Source organism: Agromyces albus, assembly GCF_004134825.1.
GTDB lineage: Bacteria > Actinomycetota > Actinomycetes > Actinomycetales > Microbacteriaceae > Agromyces > Agromyces albus.
Genome location: NZ_SDPN01000036.1, coordinates 1 through 15,713, shown reverse-complemented (window position 1 = coordinate 15,713; position 15,713 = coordinate 1). Strand labels below are relative to the sequence as shown.

The window sequence follows — 15,713 nt, the reverse complement described above, 5'->3', positions numbered from 1 at the left end:
ATCGCCCCCGCACAGTGAGGTAGAGATGGCGAGCATCCACGATGTGGCGAAGGCCGCCGGCGTGTCGATCAGCACCGTGTCGTACGCGCTGAGCGGCAAGCGATCGATCGGCGCCGACACCCGTCGGCGCATCGACGCGGCGGTCGCCGAGCTCGGCTATCGCGCGAACGCCGGTGCGAGAATGCTCGCCGGCAGCCGCACGAACATCCTCGCCCTCACGGCGCCGCTGCATGAAGACACGTATCACCCGGCGCACATGCGCTTCGTGATGGCCGTCACGAAGGCGGCGAGGGCGCGCGACTACGACACGCTCCTACTCGTGCAGGACGACGCCACCGCGGGGCTCGAGCGCGTCACCTCGAGCGCGCTCGCCGACGGGGTGGTCGTGCTCGACGTCGACATGCACGACGAGCGCATCGAGCGGTTGCGCTCGCTCGGCGCCCGTTCGGTGTTCGTCGGCATCCCCGAGGACACGACGGGGCTGCGCTGCGTCGACCTCGACTTCGAGGCTGCGGCGGAGCTCGCCGTCGACCGGCTCGCCGACGCCGGCCGGCGGAGTATCGGGCTCGTCGGGCACCCCGAGGGACTCTACGGGCGCGGCTCGAACTTCCCGCTGCGATTCCGCCGCGGATTCGGCGAGGCCGTCGAGCGACGTGGCGTCGCCCACGCCGAGGTCTACCCCGAGGAGACCCGGGCCGCGACGCGCTCGGCCGTCGCGACCCTCATCGAGCGGCTTCCCGAGTTCGACGGACTCGTGCTGAACTGCAACGAGCCGGTGGCTCGCGCCATCCTGGCGGAGCTGACGGCGCGGGGCATCGACGTGCCGGGCGCCGTCTCGGTGGTCGCCGGCGGCGCCAACTACAGCACTCGCGACTTCGCGCCGCCCCTCGACGTCATCCCGCTCATCGCCGAGGAATCCTGCGAGCGCGCCGTCGAGTTGCTCGTCGAGTCCATCGAGCACGGCGACGCCGGCGAATTCGTCGAGCTCATCGCCCCCCGATACGTCACCCGAGGCTCGGTCGTCGCCCGCGCGGCATCTGAAGCCAGCCCACGAACGGGCGCCCGAGTGTGACGGCCCCCGAAACCCGGAGCACTCAGCGGCATCGAAACGCTTCGAGAACCCAGCAACAAGAAATGCACCAGTAGCCGCACCCGCGGCCCTACAAGGAGGTAGCAGAAATGAAGAAAACGACCACGGCATTCGCGGCGGTCATCGCCGCGAGCGCGCTCGTCCTCTCCGGATGCGCGGGCGGCGGCGACACTGCCGACGACAACACGCTGACCCTCTGGCACTTCGAGGGTGAAGACAGCGCGATGGGCAAGGCCTGGGACGAGGCGATCAAGGTTTTCGAAGAGGAGACCGGCGCGACCGTTGAGTTCGAGGCGAAGGGATTCGAGCAGATCCGCTCGACCGCGAGCCAGGTGCTGAACTCCGACGAGGCGCCCGACATCCTCGAGTATGCCAAGGGCAACGGCACCGCCGGTCTCCTCGCGAGCCAGGGCCTCCTCACCGACATCACCGATGCGGTCGAGGAGCACGGATGGGACGACAAGCTCGCCCCCGCGCTGCAGACGACCGCCCGCTACGACGAAGACGGCATCATGGGCTCGGGCCCCTGGTACGGCGTGCCGAACTACGGCGAGTTCGTCACCGTCTACTACAACAAGGACCTGTTCGCCGCCAACGGCGTCGAGGTGCCGACGACCTACGACGAATTCGTGGCTGCGATGCAGACCTTCACCGCTGCCGGCACCACGCCGCTCGCCGAGGCCGCGCTCGAGTACCCGCTCGGCCAGCTCTGGTACCAGCTCGCCCTGAGCAAGGCCGACCGGTCGTTCGTCGACGACTACCAGCTCTACACGGGCGAGGTCGACTGGCACGGGCCCGAGCTCACCGAGGCGACGCAGACGCTCGTCGACTGGGTCGACGCAGGCTACATCTCCAAGGACATCACGGGCCTGAAGGCCGAGGATGCCGGTGTATCGTTCATCAGCGGCGAAGCGCCGATGTTCGTGTCGGGCAGCTGGTGGTACGGCCGGTTCCAAGAAGAGATCGCCGACAGCTTCGAGTGGGGCATCTTCGAGTTCCCCGAGTCGCAGCTGAACCTCGGCTCCGCGGGCAACATGTGGGTCGTCCCGACGAACGCGAAGAACCCCGAGCTCGCCTACGAGTTCATCGAGATCACGATGCGGCCCGAGATCCAGGCGATCCTCGGCAACAACGGCGGCCTCCCGGTCGCAGCCGACATCGAGGACATCACCGACGAGAAGAGCAAGGAGCTCATCGAGCAGTTCAACACGATCAACGAGCGCGACGGCCTGTCGTTCTACCCCGACTGGCCCACGCCGACCTTCTACGACACGATCGTCGCCGAACTCCAGGAGCTCGTGAACGGCACGAAGTCGCCCGATGACGTGCTCACGAGCCTCGGCGAGGAGTACGACGGGTACGTCGCGGACTTCCGCGAGTGACCCTTCTGCCCGGCCGGTCGGCTCGACCGGCCGGGCAGCCTCCGCCGGCCCGAAAGGACAACTCCCGTGGCAACCATCCCGCTCATCCGTGCGCCGCGCACGCGCGCACCGGCGCGAGCCGCCGAGGAACCGCTCATCCCGCATCGGGGTGACCGCGCGAGCCTCGGGTACTGGCTCTACCTCGTGCCAGGACTCGTGCTCGTCACCGTGATCGTGCTGATCCCGCTCGGCTGGAACGTGTACCTCAGCTTCACGGAGTGGCGGGGCATCCGACCGCCCGAGTTCATCGGCCTCGAGAACTGGGTCGAGCTCTTCGGCGACCAGACCTTCTGGGCCTCGTTCCGCAACTCCGTCGCGATGATCGTCGCGATGGTCGTGCTGCCCACCGTGGTCGGCCTCGTGCTCGCGGCACTGCTCTTCGACCTCATCGGGCGGCGCTTCAGCGGCCGGCTGGCGAGCTTCCTGCGAGCCACCTACTACCTGCCCCAGATCCTGCCGGTCGTCATCGCCGGTATCGTCATCGGCTGGGTGCTGCGGCCAGGCGACGGCGCACTCAACCAGATCCTCGAGGCGGTCGGGCTCGGCTTCCTCGCCCAGAACTGGCTCGGCAATCCCGACACGGCGCTCGCGAGCATCATGGTCGTGCTCGTGTGGGTGCAGCTCGGGTATCCGATCGTCGTCTTCATGGCGGCGCTCCAGCGAGTGGATCCCGAGCTCTACGAAGCCGCCGAGCTCGACGGCGCGAACTGGTTCCAGCGGTTCAGCGCGATCACCCTCAGCATCATCCGTCCCGAGATCTTCGTCGTGACCCTCACCTGCACGATCGCGGCGCTGAAGGTCTTCGGCCCGATCTACGTGCTCACGCGCGGCGGGCCCGGCGACTCGACGATCGTGCCCGCCTACTACGCGTACAGCGAGTTCTTCCAGGCACAACAGGTCGGCTACGGCGCGACCATCGCCACCGCCCTCACGATCGTGATCGGTGTCGTCGCCTTCGTGTTCATCAGGTTCCAGCTCTCCTCCGAGCGGAAGGAGTCGGCATCGTGACCGCCACCTCGACCTCCGGCCGGCCCGCACGGCCGACCTCGGCCCACGGGCCAGACGACGCGAACCGGGTGGTGCCCAAGCGGCGCCGCCGGCCGCAAACCGTGACCGAGTGGGTGCTGCTCCTCGGGGCGGTGCTCGTCGCGATCGTCATCGCCTTCCCGTTCCTGCTCATCCTCATCAACTCGTTCAAGTCGCCCTCCGACTATTCGAGCGGCGGGCCGCTGCAGCTGCCGGCCGAGATCTACCTCGACGGCATCGTGGCGTTCTGGGAACGCGTCGACTTCCCCCAGAAGCTCTGGAACAGCGTCCTGATCTCGGGCCTCGTCTCGGTGTTCGCCGTTGTCGTGAGCGTGCTGAACGCCTTCGCGATCGGCATCGGGCGAGTGCGCGGGCGCACGTGGGTCATCGGGCTCTTCCTGCTCGCGAACATGCTGCCCCAGGAGGCGCTGCTCTACCCGCTGTACTACATGTTCAAACAGGTCGGCCTGTACAACAACGTGTGGGCGGTCATCATCATCTTCACGGTCATCCAGAGCGCCTTCGGCACCTACCTGCTCTCCGCGGTATACGGGACGTTCCCGAAGTCCGTGCTCGAGGCGGCCGCGATCGACGGCGCCGGGCGCTGGCGCATCCTCTGGCAGGTGATCGTGCCGATCTCTCGTCCGACGATCAGCGTGCTGCTCATCTTCTTCTTCATCTGGACGTGGAACGAGTTCCTGATCCCACTCACCTTCCTCGTGAGCAACGAGAACCAGACGGTTCCCGTGGCGATCAGCGTGCTGCAGGGCGATCGGCTCATGGATGTCACCACGACGAGCGCCTCGGCACTGCTCGGCCTCGTTCCCACGCTCATCTTCTTCCTCATCTTCCAGCGCACCCTCACCAGGGGAATCACGGCAGGAGCAGTCAAGTAATGAAGTTCACCGACGGGTTCTGGCAGGTTCGCCCCGGCGTCACCGCGCTCTACGCTCAAGAGGCGTACGACCTCGATGCCCGCGGCGACCGGCTGGTCGTCACCGCGCCCACCAAGGTCATCGAGAAGCGTGGCGACGTGCTGAACCGGCCGGTGCTCACCGTCACGCTCTCCTCGCCCCTCGAGGGCGTCGTGCGTGTGCGCATCGAGCATCACCGCGGTGGCAAGTCCTCGCCGGGCTTCGACCTGCCCGGAGCCGTCGAGGGAGCCGGTACGGCGGAGACGGATGCCGCGGGCGGCACGCTCACGACCGGCGGCCTCACGGCACGCGTCACCGCGGGGCATCCGTGGCGCCTGGAGTTCTCCCATGAGGGCCGCCTGCTCACGGGGAGCGGGCCGAAGTCCGTCGGATACATGAGCCTGGGCGCAGGCGCGCCGGTGATCGCAGAGCCAACAGGCGTCACGGGCATCTCGACGACGGGACTGGCCACCGCCGCGCACTACGTGCACGAGCAGCTCGACCTCGGCGTCGGCGAGCTCGTCTACGGCCTCGGCGAGCGCTTCGGCCCGCTCGTGAAGAACGGCCAGACCATCGACATCTGGAACGCCGATGGCGGCACCTCGAGCGAGCAGGCCTACAAGAACGTGCCGTTCTACCTGTCGAACCGCGGCTACGGCGTGCTCGTGAACCACCCCGAGCATGTGTCGTTCGAGGTCGGCTCCGAGGCCGTCGAGCGAGTGCAGTTCTCGACGGCGGGGGAGTCGCTCGAGTACTTCGTGATCGCCGGCCCCACCCCGGTCGAGGTGCTCGAGCGCTACACCGCGCTCACCGGGCGCCCCGCTCGCGTGCCCGCGTGGTCGTACGGGCTGTGGCTCTCGACGTCGTTCACGACCGATTACGACGAGGAGACGGTCGCGTCGTTCGTCGACGGGATGCGCGAGCGCGAACTGCCCTTCTCCGTCTTTCACTTCGACTGCTTCTGGATGCGCGAGTTCAACTGGACCGACCTCGAGTGGGATCCGCGCACCTTCCCCGACCCCGAGGGCATGCTCGCCCGCCTCCGTGATCGCGGGCTCAAGGTCAGCGCGTGGATCAACCCATACATCGCCCAGCGTTCGGCGCTCTTCGACGTCGCCCGCGACGCCGGCTACCTCGTGCGCCGTCCTGACGGCACCGTCTGGCAATGGGACCTCTGGCAGGCCGGCATGGCGCTCGTCGACTTCACCAACCCCGACGCGACGGCGTGGTTCCAGGAGCAGCTCCGCGGGCTGTTGCGCCAGGGCGTCGATGCGCTGAAGACCGATTTCGGCGAGCGCATCCCGATCGACGTCGTCTGGCACGACGGCTCCGACCCCGAGACGATGCACAACCTCTACACGCAGCGCTACAACGAGGCCGTCTTCGCGGTGCTCGAGGAAGAGCGCGGCGAGGGCGAGGCGGTGGTCTTCGCGCGGTCGGCGACGACGGGCGGACAGCGGATGCCGGTGCACTGGGGCGGCGACAACTCCTCGAGCTTCGTGTCGATGGCCGAGAGCCTTCGCGGCGGCCTCTCGCTCGCGATGTCGGGCTTCGGGTTCTGGAGCCACGACATCGGCGGCTTCGAGGGGACCCCGGACGCCGCGGTGTTCAAGCGATGGCTCGCGTTCGGGTTGCTCTCGAGCCACTCGCGCCTGCACGGCTCGACGAGCTACCGGGTGCCGTGGGCGTTCGACGACGAAGCGGTCGACGTGGCTCGCGAGTTCACCGAGCTCAAGATGTCGCTCATGCCCTACCTCTACCGGGCGGGCATCGAGGCCCACGAGCGCGGGATCCCCGTGATGCGGCCGATGCAGCTCGCGTTCCCCGACGACCCCGGCGCCGCCTACCTCGACCGGCAGTACCTGCTCGGCCCCGACCTGCTCGTCGCCCCCGTGTTCTCCGAGCACGGCGAGGTCGACGTCTACCTCCCGGCCGGTACGTGGACGTCGCTGCTCAGCGGCGAGGTCGTCGAGGGTGGCTGCTGGCGCCGCGAGCAGCACGGGTTCGACTCGCTGCCGCTCTATGTGCGCGGGGGTGCCGTGCTGCCGCTCGGGGCGCGCCGTGATCGGCCCGACTACGCCTACGGCACCGGCCTCACCCTCGCTGTCGCGCCGGGCGGCGTCGACGGTGTCGAGTCCGTGCAGGTCGTCGAGCCCGATGGAACCGTCATCGCCTTCGAGGCGGAGCGCCGCGGCGGTCGGGTGCGGCTGCGCTCGCTCGACGGGCGCGACTTCGTCGCTAAGGTGATCGGGACGCCCGGCGAGATCGAGTCGGTCGACGGTGAAGTGGAGTTGCACAGATGACCACGGGCAATGCGGACTACCGCGACGCCGGCCTCGTCTTCCCCGACGCGTTCGTGTTCGGGTCGGCGACGGCGGCATACCAGATCGAGGGGGCGGTCGACGAAGACGGGCGCGGGCCCTCGATCTGGGATACGTTCAGCCACACTCCCGGCAAGGTCTGGAACGGCGACACCGGCGACGTCGCCGACGACCATTACCACCGTCTGGAGTCCGACCTCGACCTCATGAGCGACTTGGGGCTCGAGGCGTACCGGTTCTCGATCGCCTGGCCGCGGATCCAGCCGACGGGCCGCGGGCCGGCGAACGAGGCGGGGCTCGCGTTCTACGAGCGCCTCGTCGACGGGCTCATCGCCCGCGGCATCCGTCCCATCGCGACGCTCTATCACTGGGACCTGCCGCAGGCCCTCGAAGAAGAGGGCGGCTGGACGAATCGTGCGACGTCCGAGGCATTCGCCGAGTACGCGCGCCTCGTCGGCGAGCGCCTCGGCGACCGCGTCGCCGTGTGGACGACGCTCAACGAGCCGTGGTGCAGCGCGTACCTCGGCTACGGTTCGGGTGCGCACGCCCCCGGACTCACCGATGGTGCCAAGGCGCTCGCCGCCGTGCATCACCTGAACCTCGCGCACGGACTCGCGGTGGCTGCGTTGCGCGAGGTCGTCACGAACGACCCCGGGTACTCGATCACGCTGAACCTCCACGTCATCCGTCCGTCGGGCCCGACGGGCGCCGAGGCGGCACGCCGCATCGACGGGCTCGCCAACCGGGTGTTCCTCCGACCTCTGCTCGGCGACGGCTATCCGGCCGACGTCATCGCCGACACCGCCGACGTGACCGATTGGTCCTTCGTGCTCCCCGGCGACACGGAGCTCATCGCGCAGCCCATCGACCTGCTCGGCGTGAACTACTACTCGACGGTCACCGTGCAGATGTGGGACGGCACGTCGCCGAAGGCGAACGCCGACGGGCACAAGGACATGGGCGGCACCACTTGGCCCGGATCCGACGACGTGGAGTTCCTCGTGCAACCGGGGCCCTACACCGCGATGGGCTGGAACATCGACCCCTCGGGCCTCGAGGACCTGCTCGTCTCGCTGCACGAGACCTACCCGTCGCTGCCGCTCATGGTCACCGAGAACGGCGCCGCCTTCGACGACGTCGTGACCGAGGGCCCCGATGGGCCGGTCGTGCAGGATGACGATCGCATCGACTACCTGCGCCGGCACTTCACGGCCGCGCACCGGGCGATCCACCGCGGAGTCGACCTGCGGGGCTACCAGGTGTGGTCGCTCATGGACAACTTCGAGTGGGGCTACGGCTACTCGAAGCGGTTCGGCATCGTGCGAGTCGACTACGACACCCTCGAGCGGCTTCCCAAGGCGAGCGCGCGCTGGTACGCCGAGCTCATCCGCACGCGCACGATTCCGGAGTGATCATGAGTGCACGGGGCAACAACCTCGACCACGTGCGGCGGCACAACCTCGCCACCGTGCTGCGCCTCGTGCACCACGATCGCGGGTCCGCGCGCTCGCAGCTGACGCGGGCGACGGGCCTCAACCGCTCCACGATCGCCGCGCTCGTGGCCGAGCTCGTCGAACTCGGGCTCGTCGCCGAGACCGAGCCCGAGTCGACGAAGCAGGTCGGCCGGCCGTCGCCCGTCGTGGCCCCCCGGCCGGATGTCGCCGTGCTCGCGCTCAACCCCGAGGTCGACGCCGTCGAGCTCGCGCTCGTCGGTCTCGGCGGTGAGATCCTCCGGCGGGAACGGCACGTGCAACGCGAGGTGCCGTCGGTCGACTCCGTCGTGGCACTCGTCGCGGGCCGGCTCGCGGAGTGGTCGTCGGCCGAGGTCCCTGCCGGCGGCGGCGCCACAGTTGCCGGCATCGGCGTCGCGGTGCCGGGGCTCGTGCGCGCCTCCGACGGGCTCGTGCGGCACGCCCCTCACCTCGGCTGGCGTGACGCTCCGCTCGCCGCCGAGCTCGCCGCCGCCACGTCGCTGCCCGCCTTCTCGGCCAACGACGCGAGCCTCGGCGCGCTCGCCGAGCGACTTTTCGGCGCCGGGCGCGGCATCGGCGAGCTCGTGTACGTGAACGGCGGCGCGAGCGGCATCGGCGGCGGCATCATGGCCGGCGATCGTCTCCTCGGCGGTCTCGACGGGTACGCGGGGGAGTTCGGGCACTTGCGGGTCGGCGGATCGGACCACGTCGACACGGCCGGCCTCTCCGGCACCCTCGAGTCTGAGGTGCGCCGAAGCCGGCTGCTCGAGCTCGGCGAGCTCGGAACGGTCGACGATGCGGAGCTCGAGCGTCGCGTGCGCGCCGACGGCGGTGCCCTGAGCGCCGAGATCGAGCGTCAGGCCGGCTACCTCGGCGTCGCCATCGGCGGCATCGTGAACGTGCTGAATCCCGAGCTCGTGCTGCTCGGCGGCTTCCTCGGCATCCTGCTCGATGCGGCGCCCGACACGGTGCAGGCAGCGCTCGCGGCCACGTCGCTCGATGCACCGCTCGCCTCGGTGCGACTCGAGCGACCGGCGCTCGGCCGCGACATCCTCATGATCGGCGCCGCCGAGCTCGCGTTCGAACCGGTGCTCGCCGACCCGGCCGCCTTCGAGCGCGGCCGCGGACCCACGGTCGCCCGATCGGCGAGCGGGTTCGGCGCGCTCGCTTAGAATCGATGGATCATGGCTACCTTCGGAACCCTCTCTGACCGGCTCGCAGAGACCTTCAAGAACCTCCGCACCAAGGGCAAGCTCTCGGCGTCCGACGTCGACGGCACCGTGCGCGAGATCCGCAGGGCCCTGCTCGACGCCGACGTCTCGTTCGACGTCGTCAAGCAGTTCACGGCCAAGGTGCGCGAGCGCGCGCTCGGCGACGAGGTCAATCGTGCGCTGAACCCCGCGCAACAGGTCGTGCAGATCGTCAACGAAGAGCTCGTCGGCATCCTCGGCGGCCAGCAGCGCCGCCTGCAGTTCGCGAAGAACCCGCCGACGGTCATCATGCTCGCCGGCCTCCAGGGAACCGGCAAGACCACGCTCGCCGGCAAGCTCGCGAAGTGGCTCGTGAAAGACGGGCACACGCCGCTCCTCGTCGCAGCCGACCTCCAGCGCCCGAACGCCGTGAACCAGCTGCAGGTCGTGGGCGGACAGGCCGGGGTCCCGGTCTTCGCGCCCGAGGTCGGCAACGGCGTCGGCGATCCTGTGAAGGTCGCGAAAGACGCCGTGAAGCATGCCGAGCGCAGCCACCACGACGTCGTGATCATCGACACCGCGGGTCGTCTCGGCGTCGACGCCGAGCTCATGAAGCAGGCCGCGAACATCCGCAACGCGACGAAGCCCGACGAGGTGCTCTTCGTCATCGACGCGATGATCGGCCAAGACGCCGTGACCACCGCGAAGGCGTTCCAGGAGGGCGTCGACTTCACGGGCGTCGTGCTCACGAAGCTCGACGGCGATGCCCGCGGCGGCGCCGCGCTCTCGGTCGCGTCCGTCACGGGCCGTCCCATCATCTTCGCCTCCACCGGCGAGTCGCTCGACGACTTCGAGCCGTTCCACCCCGACCGCATGGCGAGCCGCATCCTCGACCTCGGCGACATCCTCACCCTCATCGAGCAGGCCCAGCAGGCCTTCGACGAGGAAGAGGCGATGAAGGTCGCCGAGAAGTTCGCGACCGATCAGTTCACGCTCGAAGACTTCCTCGCCCAGATGCAGCAGCTGCGCGGCGCCGGCTCGATCAAGAAGATGCTCGGCATGCTCCCCGGCGCGGGCGGCATGAAGCAGCAGCTCGAGAACTTCGACGAGCGCGAGATCGTGCGCACCGAGGCGATCATCCAGTCGATGACCATCGCCGAGCGGCGCAATCCGAAGCTCCTGAACGGGTCACGACGGCTTCGCATCGCGAGGGGCTCCGGCATGACCGTGACCGACGTCAACCAGCTCGTCGCCCGCTTCGAGCAGGCCGCGAAGATGATGAAGACCGTCGCGCGCGGCGGCATGCCGCAGATCCCCGGCATGGGCCCCATCCCCGGCGCGGGTTTCTCCGGCGGCGGAAAGCGGCCGCCGAAGGGCAAGAAGTCCTCGGGCTCCCGTTCGGGCAATCCCGCGAAGCGAGCGGCCGAGAACGCGGCGCTCGCCTCTGGGGCGCCCGCTGGGCCTGCGGCTCCCGCCGGATCCGGCTTCGGCCTCGGTGCTGGTGCCGGAGCGGCAGGGGCGAAGGGCGCACCGAGCGAGGAGGAACTCGCGGCGCTCCAGAAGCTCCTCGGGCGATAGCGCGCCTACTCCGAGTCGAGTCGCGTCTCGATCTCGAGGAGCCGATCGACCTCGAGCGCCTGGGCCGTCGCGATCGCACGCGCCCACCGCGCGACCGCGGGGTCTCCCTGCTCCGCGAGTCGAGCCTCGGCCATCTCGATCGCACCACGGTGATGCGCCACCATCGTGTCGACGAACAATTCGTCGAAGGCCGCCCCCTCGAGCTCCGCGGCGCGGTCGAGGGTCGAGCGGCTGATCTCTCCACGCATCGTCTCGTCGTGATTGTGCTCGTCGCCGGGCAGGTCGCGCGTGCGTCGCCGGTCGAGCCATGAGCGCATCGCCTCCGCCTCTGCCGCCTGCACCGCGTGCATCCGGCTCGCGAGGTCGGCGAGCTCCTGGTCGGCTGCGCGCCCGTGCGCAAGGGCGGTGAGCTCCACGGCTTGCTCATGATGCGCGATCATCGCATCGATGAATGCGAGGTCGGCCGCCGTCGTCTCCGATTCCGAGGTGACGTCGTCGCGGCGCTCATCGTCGGTGCGGGTTCCGCCTCCGGGCGGAGAAGGGGTCACGAACCCGGTCGCCGTGCCGGTCTCGTCGGGCGCCTGCGCCGTGCACCCCGTGACGGACAGTGCGGCCGCGAGGGCGGCGCTGAGGGCGAGGCCGTGCCGCGGCATCCGCTCGCTCATGTCGCGGTCCTGCGGCGCCGCAGCACCGCTCTTCGGCGCAGCGCCACCACGACGCCCGCCGCGATCAGGAGCACCACGGCCGGAACGACCACGAACGGCCACCATGGCGCGTCGTCGCCGTCGGCGGGTGCGAGTTCGGGGGTCGGGGCAGGTGCCGCCACCTCCACGCTCGCGAGCGCGATACGCGGCGCCGACACGTCGCCGCGCACCACGAGGTCGTACCGTCCGGGCTCGAGCGGACCGGGCACGGTCACGTCGGCAGCGGCGAGGGAGCCGTCCTCGCCTGCCGTGAGGGTCGCGAGCACCGCTTGCGTCGGCATCCACCAGACGTCGGCGGTCTCGCCGGGCGTGAGCGAGCCGGGCGGCAGCGAGACGGTCACGGTCGCCGTGGCCGCGGGCTCGAGCTCGGCAGGCTCAACCGAGAGCGTCTCGAGCGGGGCGCGTTCGGCGTTCGCCGTCGGCACCACGGGCGCCTCGCGCCACACCCACGCGTACTCGGGCTGCGTCTGCGGATTCAAGCCGGTGCTGTCGTACCGGGCCGCGTCGGCGAAGAGCGGATCCGTGAGACGCAGCACCTCGAGCCCCTCGTACATGTCGCTCGCGTAGAGGTACCCGTCGTACGCGTACACGGCCCAGATGCCCGCCGTGTAGTCCATCGAGTAGCCGTAGCCCGGGCGGTCGAACCACGTGAGCTCGACCGGTGCGGCCGGGTCGGTGAAGTCGATGACGGATACCCCGCCCTCGAGCCAGGCCTGCGCCACGATGAAGCGCCCGGGCACGGGCACGAGTCCACCCGAATGGGCAACGCACTTCTCGAGGTCGGACTGGGCGCGCGGCAGCTTGAACGTCCCGACCTTGGCGAGGCCGCCGGGCTCGATGAGCCAGACCGCGTCGGCGCCGCGATCGGCGCCGAAGGCGGGCGAGCACGTGTTGATGAACCCGTCGCCGAGCTCGTCTTGGAACACGATCCGGGTCGCGTCGTTGTCGAAGATCCCGGAGTGCCAGAACGCGACGGCGGGGTCGCGCACGCGGTGCAGGACGACGGGGGCGAGCGGGTCGGCGATCGAGAGGAGCAGCCCGTCACCGCGGCACGCGGCCACGGCGAGCGCCTTGGCGGGGTAGGCGGTGATGTCGTGGCATCCGGTGGTCGACCGGGTCTCGGCGCCGCCCGCGACGCGATCCTCGGGCCGGAATGCCGTGGCATCGTCGAAGAGGTCGAGGGCCCCCACGACGGCGGCGTCCTCGGGGGCGTCGAGCGGGACCTCGACGATCTGCAGTGGGTTCCGGCCCGTGCAGTCGATGGATGCGCCGCGGCTGTACGAGCTCACATAGACGAACACCCGCGCCGAGCTCGCGGGATCGGGCACGACCGTGTGCGTGTGCGAACCGCAGCGCGTGCGCACGGCAGCGACATAGCGGGGCTCGCTCGGATCGCTGATGTCGAAGATCCGGATGCCCTCCCAGTGCTCCACGGTCTCGGGCACGCGCGCGGCCTCGCAGGAGTCGTCGGACATGGGCTCGTCGATCGAGACGAACACGAGGTCGCCGACAGCGCTCACATCGCCCTGGCCCCCGGGGCACGAGACGGCGCTCGCGAGGGTGGGCGCCGCGGGGTCGGCGATGTCCCAGAGGGAGAACCCGGCGAAGTTGCCCTGCACGAGATAGTCGCCCGTGAACGCGAGATCGGCGTTGATGAAGTTCGGATCGTCACCTTGCCGGAAGGGATTGTCCCGGTGCGCGACCCACTCGAGTCCAGGCCCGATCGACGGCTCGCGGTCGGCTGGTTGTGCCGTGGCGGGCGATGCCATCAGGGCAGCGCCGACGGCGACGATCACGGCTCCCAGCGCGACCGACCTCGCGCGCTGCACGGCGCCGCGGCCGGGCACGGCTCAGTCCAGGGTGTCGTCGTCGCGGCGCACCGGAGCGCCGTCGATGAACGCGTCGAGCGCGGCACCGCGCAAGAGGTCGATCGGGCGCGGGCCGCTGTTCGCACCCCGCTCGATCTCGTCTTCGGCCAGTGGGACTCCGGATGCCGCGAACACGACGTTGCCGAGACTCGCGTCGGGGACGACAGAGGGAGCGGCGAGGGCGATGACCACGGGATGCAGTGACGCGAGCGTCGCGCCGACCTCCCGGCTCATCACGAGTCCGGGTGCGGCGAGCGTGTTGACCACGATGACGCCGTCGGGCGCGAGGAGCTGCCGCAGCTCGGTGAAGAACTCCGCCGTCGACATGTGCTGGGGAGCCACGCTGCCCGAGAAGACGTCGACGATCGCGAGGTCGTAGCCGCCGCCGGTGCGCGCCGCTCGCTCGACCGCGGCTCGACCGTCGTCGAACTCGACCGTGAGCTCGATCTCGTCGTCGAGCGGCAGCGCGTCGAGCACGAAGTCGAAGAGCTCGCGGTGCAGCTCGACGACATGCTGCACCGAGCCCGGGCGGGTGGCGCCGACGTAGCGCGGGATGGTGAGGCCGCCCGCGCCGAGGTGCAGGACGCGGATGGGGAGCCCGCGCTCGCGGCATCCGTCGATCACCGCTGCGATCACGCGCGTGTACTCGAGCTGGAGATCGAGGGGATCGAGCGGATTGACGTGCGATTGCGTCGTGCCCTCGATCACGAGGCTGTATCCGCCGTGCGTTCCGCGCTCGGGCAGCAGCCGAGCGCTCACCTGCTCGCCGTCGAGTTCAAGCCGGGGTTCGCCCATGTCCACCACACTAGGTCGGCTCGGGCCGGCAGGCCAGACGACGCGGCGATATCCGAACCATCGGGGTGGAGTCCGCCTGCCGGACGCGTCCACGCCCTAAGCTGTGCGCCAAGAGCCGTACATCCCAACGGCGGGGGCGGATCGATCTGGGATGTCCGGGGATGGGGGCACAGTGCGAACGGCTCAAACGGAGAATGTCTCGGTGGAGTGGGACGATCGTGTGCTCGCAACGCACACGTCGCCGCATTTCATGCAGAGCAGCACGTGGGGTTCCGTCCGGTCCGATGGCCCATGGCATGCGTCCCAGCGCGGCTTCGGCACCGAGTGCGACTACCCCGTGCTCGTGTTCGAGCGGCACGCCGAGGGGTTCGGCACCCTGCAGCACCTGGCGCGCGTGAGCGGACTCGCTCCCGACGACGTCGCGCAACTCACCGAGCGCATCCGCGCCGATCGCGGCACGGCGTTCGCGACGAAGATCGAGGTGTACCAGCCGCGCGACGAGCGGCTCGTCGCCGCCTTCGAATCGCACGGATGGCTCCCCACCCGCGCTTCCCAGTACCGATACGCCGTCGTCGTCGAGACCGCCGGAGGCGAGGAGCGGATCCTCGCGGGCATGAAGAAGCGCGCGCGCAACGAGATTCGGATCGCCGAGCGGAACGGCGTCGTGACGGGCCGCGTGCCGCTCACCGACGAGAACCGGCGGTGCATGCTCGGGCTCGTGCGGGAGACCGAGGAGCGGTCGGGCGCGTTCTTCCGGCCGACCGCCTACCTCGATCGGGTGTGGCAGACGTTCGTCGACGACGACCGCGGCCGCTTGTACTTCGCCTGGCATGACGGTCGGGTGGTGGCTGGGGCGTTCGTCACCCTCTTCGGCAGGAGTGCGTGGTTCAAGGACGGCGGCTCGCTGCGCGACCAGCCGCAGCTCATGGCCTCGCGACTGTTGCAGTGGGCGATCATGCGCGACCTCGCGGCATCCGGCATCGAACGCTACGACCTCGGGCACGTGCCGCCGCCGGCCGAGCCCGAAGCACCCGGCCAGGGCGTGCTCACCTTCAAGAGCGCATTCACGAGCGACGTGATCGAGTACATGCCGGCGTTCCAGCTCTCGCACGCCGACCGTGCCGAGGAGTGGCGCCTCGGCGAGAGCGGGTTCGTCGCCCGTTACCGGGAGCGCACCGGCGACGACTGGTACTGAGCGCCCGCCGGTGACGCGGGCACCTCGGGCACCGGCGTCACGAGGCGGATGCCGCGGCGCCCGTCGTCGGCGTGACCCCGGCGCGGAGCTCGCGCGCGAGGTGTGCCACCACGGCCGTGAGGTCGCCGCCGGCGGCCTC

General features: G+C 69.8%; 12 protein-coding genes. 9 read left to right on the top strand and 3 right to left on the bottom strand.

Going from position 1 to position 15,713, the window contains the following annotated elements; genetic code table 11:
- Positions 1–25: 25 nt before the first annotated feature.
- The 8 genes from ESP51_RS15665 (at position 26) to ffh (ending at position 11,012) form a co-directional block, all read left to right on the top strand.
- Positions 26–1,072 (top strand): LacI family DNA-binding transcriptional regulator, encoded by a 1,047-nt coding sequence (locus tag ESP51_RS15665; RefSeq protein ID WP_129521830.1) that lies wholly within the window; start codon positions 26–28, stop codon positions 1,070–1,072.
- A 107-nt stretch (positions 1,073–1,179) separates the two neighbouring features.
- Positions 1,180–2,472, top strand: coding sequence for an ABC transporter substrate-binding protein (locus ESP51_RS15660; RefSeq protein ID WP_129521829.1), 1,293 nt, complete (start codon positions 1,180–1,182; stop codon positions 2,470–2,472).
- Between the two features lie 66 nt (positions 2,473–2,538).
- Positions 2,539–3,519: a carbohydrate ABC transporter permease gene (locus ESP51_RS15655; RefSeq protein WP_241843205.1), complete on the top strand. Its 981-nt coding sequence runs from the start codon at positions 2,539–2,541 to the stop codon at positions 3,517–3,519.
- Positions 3,516–4,433 (top strand): carbohydrate ABC transporter permease, encoded by a 918-nt coding sequence (locus tag ESP51_RS15650; RefSeq protein ID WP_422386857.1) that lies wholly within the window; start codon positions 3,516–3,518, stop codon positions 4,431–4,433. The genes ESP51_RS15655 and ESP51_RS15650 overlap by 4 nt, the downstream gene beginning before the upstream one ends.
- The gene (gene yicI, locus ESP51_RS15645; protein ID WP_129521828.1) at positions 4,433–6,754 is read left to right on the top strand and encodes an alpha-xylosidase; all 2,322 of its coding nucleotides are present in this window, start codon (positions 4,433–4,435) and stop codon (positions 6,752–6,754) included. The genes ESP51_RS15650 and yicI overlap by 1 nt, the downstream gene beginning before the upstream one ends.
- Positions 6,751–8,184: a GH1 family beta-glucosidase gene (locus ESP51_RS15640; protein WP_129521827.1), complete on the top strand. Its 1,434-nt coding sequence runs from the start codon at positions 6,751–6,753 to the stop codon at positions 8,182–8,184. The genes yicI and ESP51_RS15640 overlap by 4 nt, the downstream gene beginning before the upstream one ends.
- Positions 8,185–8,186: 2 nt before the next feature.
- Positions 8,187–9,416, top strand: coding sequence for an ROK family protein (locus ESP51_RS15635; RefSeq protein ID WP_129521826.1), 1,230 nt, complete (start codon positions 8,187–8,189; stop codon positions 9,414–9,416).
- Positions 9,417–9,428: 12 nt separating this feature from the next.
- Positions 9,429–11,012 carry a signal recognition particle protein gene (gene ffh / locus ESP51_RS15630; RefSeq protein WP_129521825.1) on the top strand — a complete coding sequence of 528 codons (1,584 nt, stop codon included), beginning with the start codon at positions 9,429–9,431 and terminating at the stop codon, positions 11,010–11,012.
- Between the two features lie 5 nt (positions 11,013–11,017).
- On the opposite strand, the gene ESP51_RS15625 is transcribed toward ffh, so the two are convergent.
- Genes ESP51_RS15625 through ESP51_RS15615 form a run of 3 tightly spaced genes read right to left on the bottom strand, consistent with a single transcriptional unit; the run spans position 11,018 to position 14,379 of the window.
- On the bottom strand, positions 11,018–11,677 hold the full coding sequence (locus ESP51_RS15625; protein ID WP_164990553.1) for a DUF305 domain-containing protein: 660 nt from the start codon (positions 11,675–11,677) through the stop codon (positions 11,018–11,020).
- Positions 11,674–13,563, bottom strand: coding sequence for an LVIVD repeat-containing protein (locus tag ESP51_RS15620; protein WP_129521823.1), 1,890 nt, complete (start codon positions 13,561–13,563; stop codon positions 11,674–11,676). Before ESP51_RS15620 ends, ESP51_RS15625 begins: the two co-directional genes overlap by 4 nt.
- Before the next feature lie 3 nt (positions 13,564–13,566).
- Positions 13,567–14,379 (bottom strand): spermidine synthase, encoded by an 813-nt coding sequence (locus tag ESP51_RS15615; RefSeq protein WP_129521822.1) that lies wholly within the window; start codon positions 14,377–14,379, stop codon positions 13,567–13,569.
- 202 nt (positions 14,380–14,581) lie between these two features.
- Here ESP51_RS15615 and ESP51_RS15610 point away from each other — a divergent pair, with 202 nt between their 5' ends.
- Positions 14,582–15,574, top strand: a complete 993-nt coding sequence (locus ESP51_RS15610) for a lipid II:glycine glycyltransferase FemX (RefSeq protein ID WP_164990552.1) — start codon at positions 14,582–14,584, stop codon at positions 15,572–15,574.
- Positions 15,575–15,713: the final 139 nt, after the last annotated feature.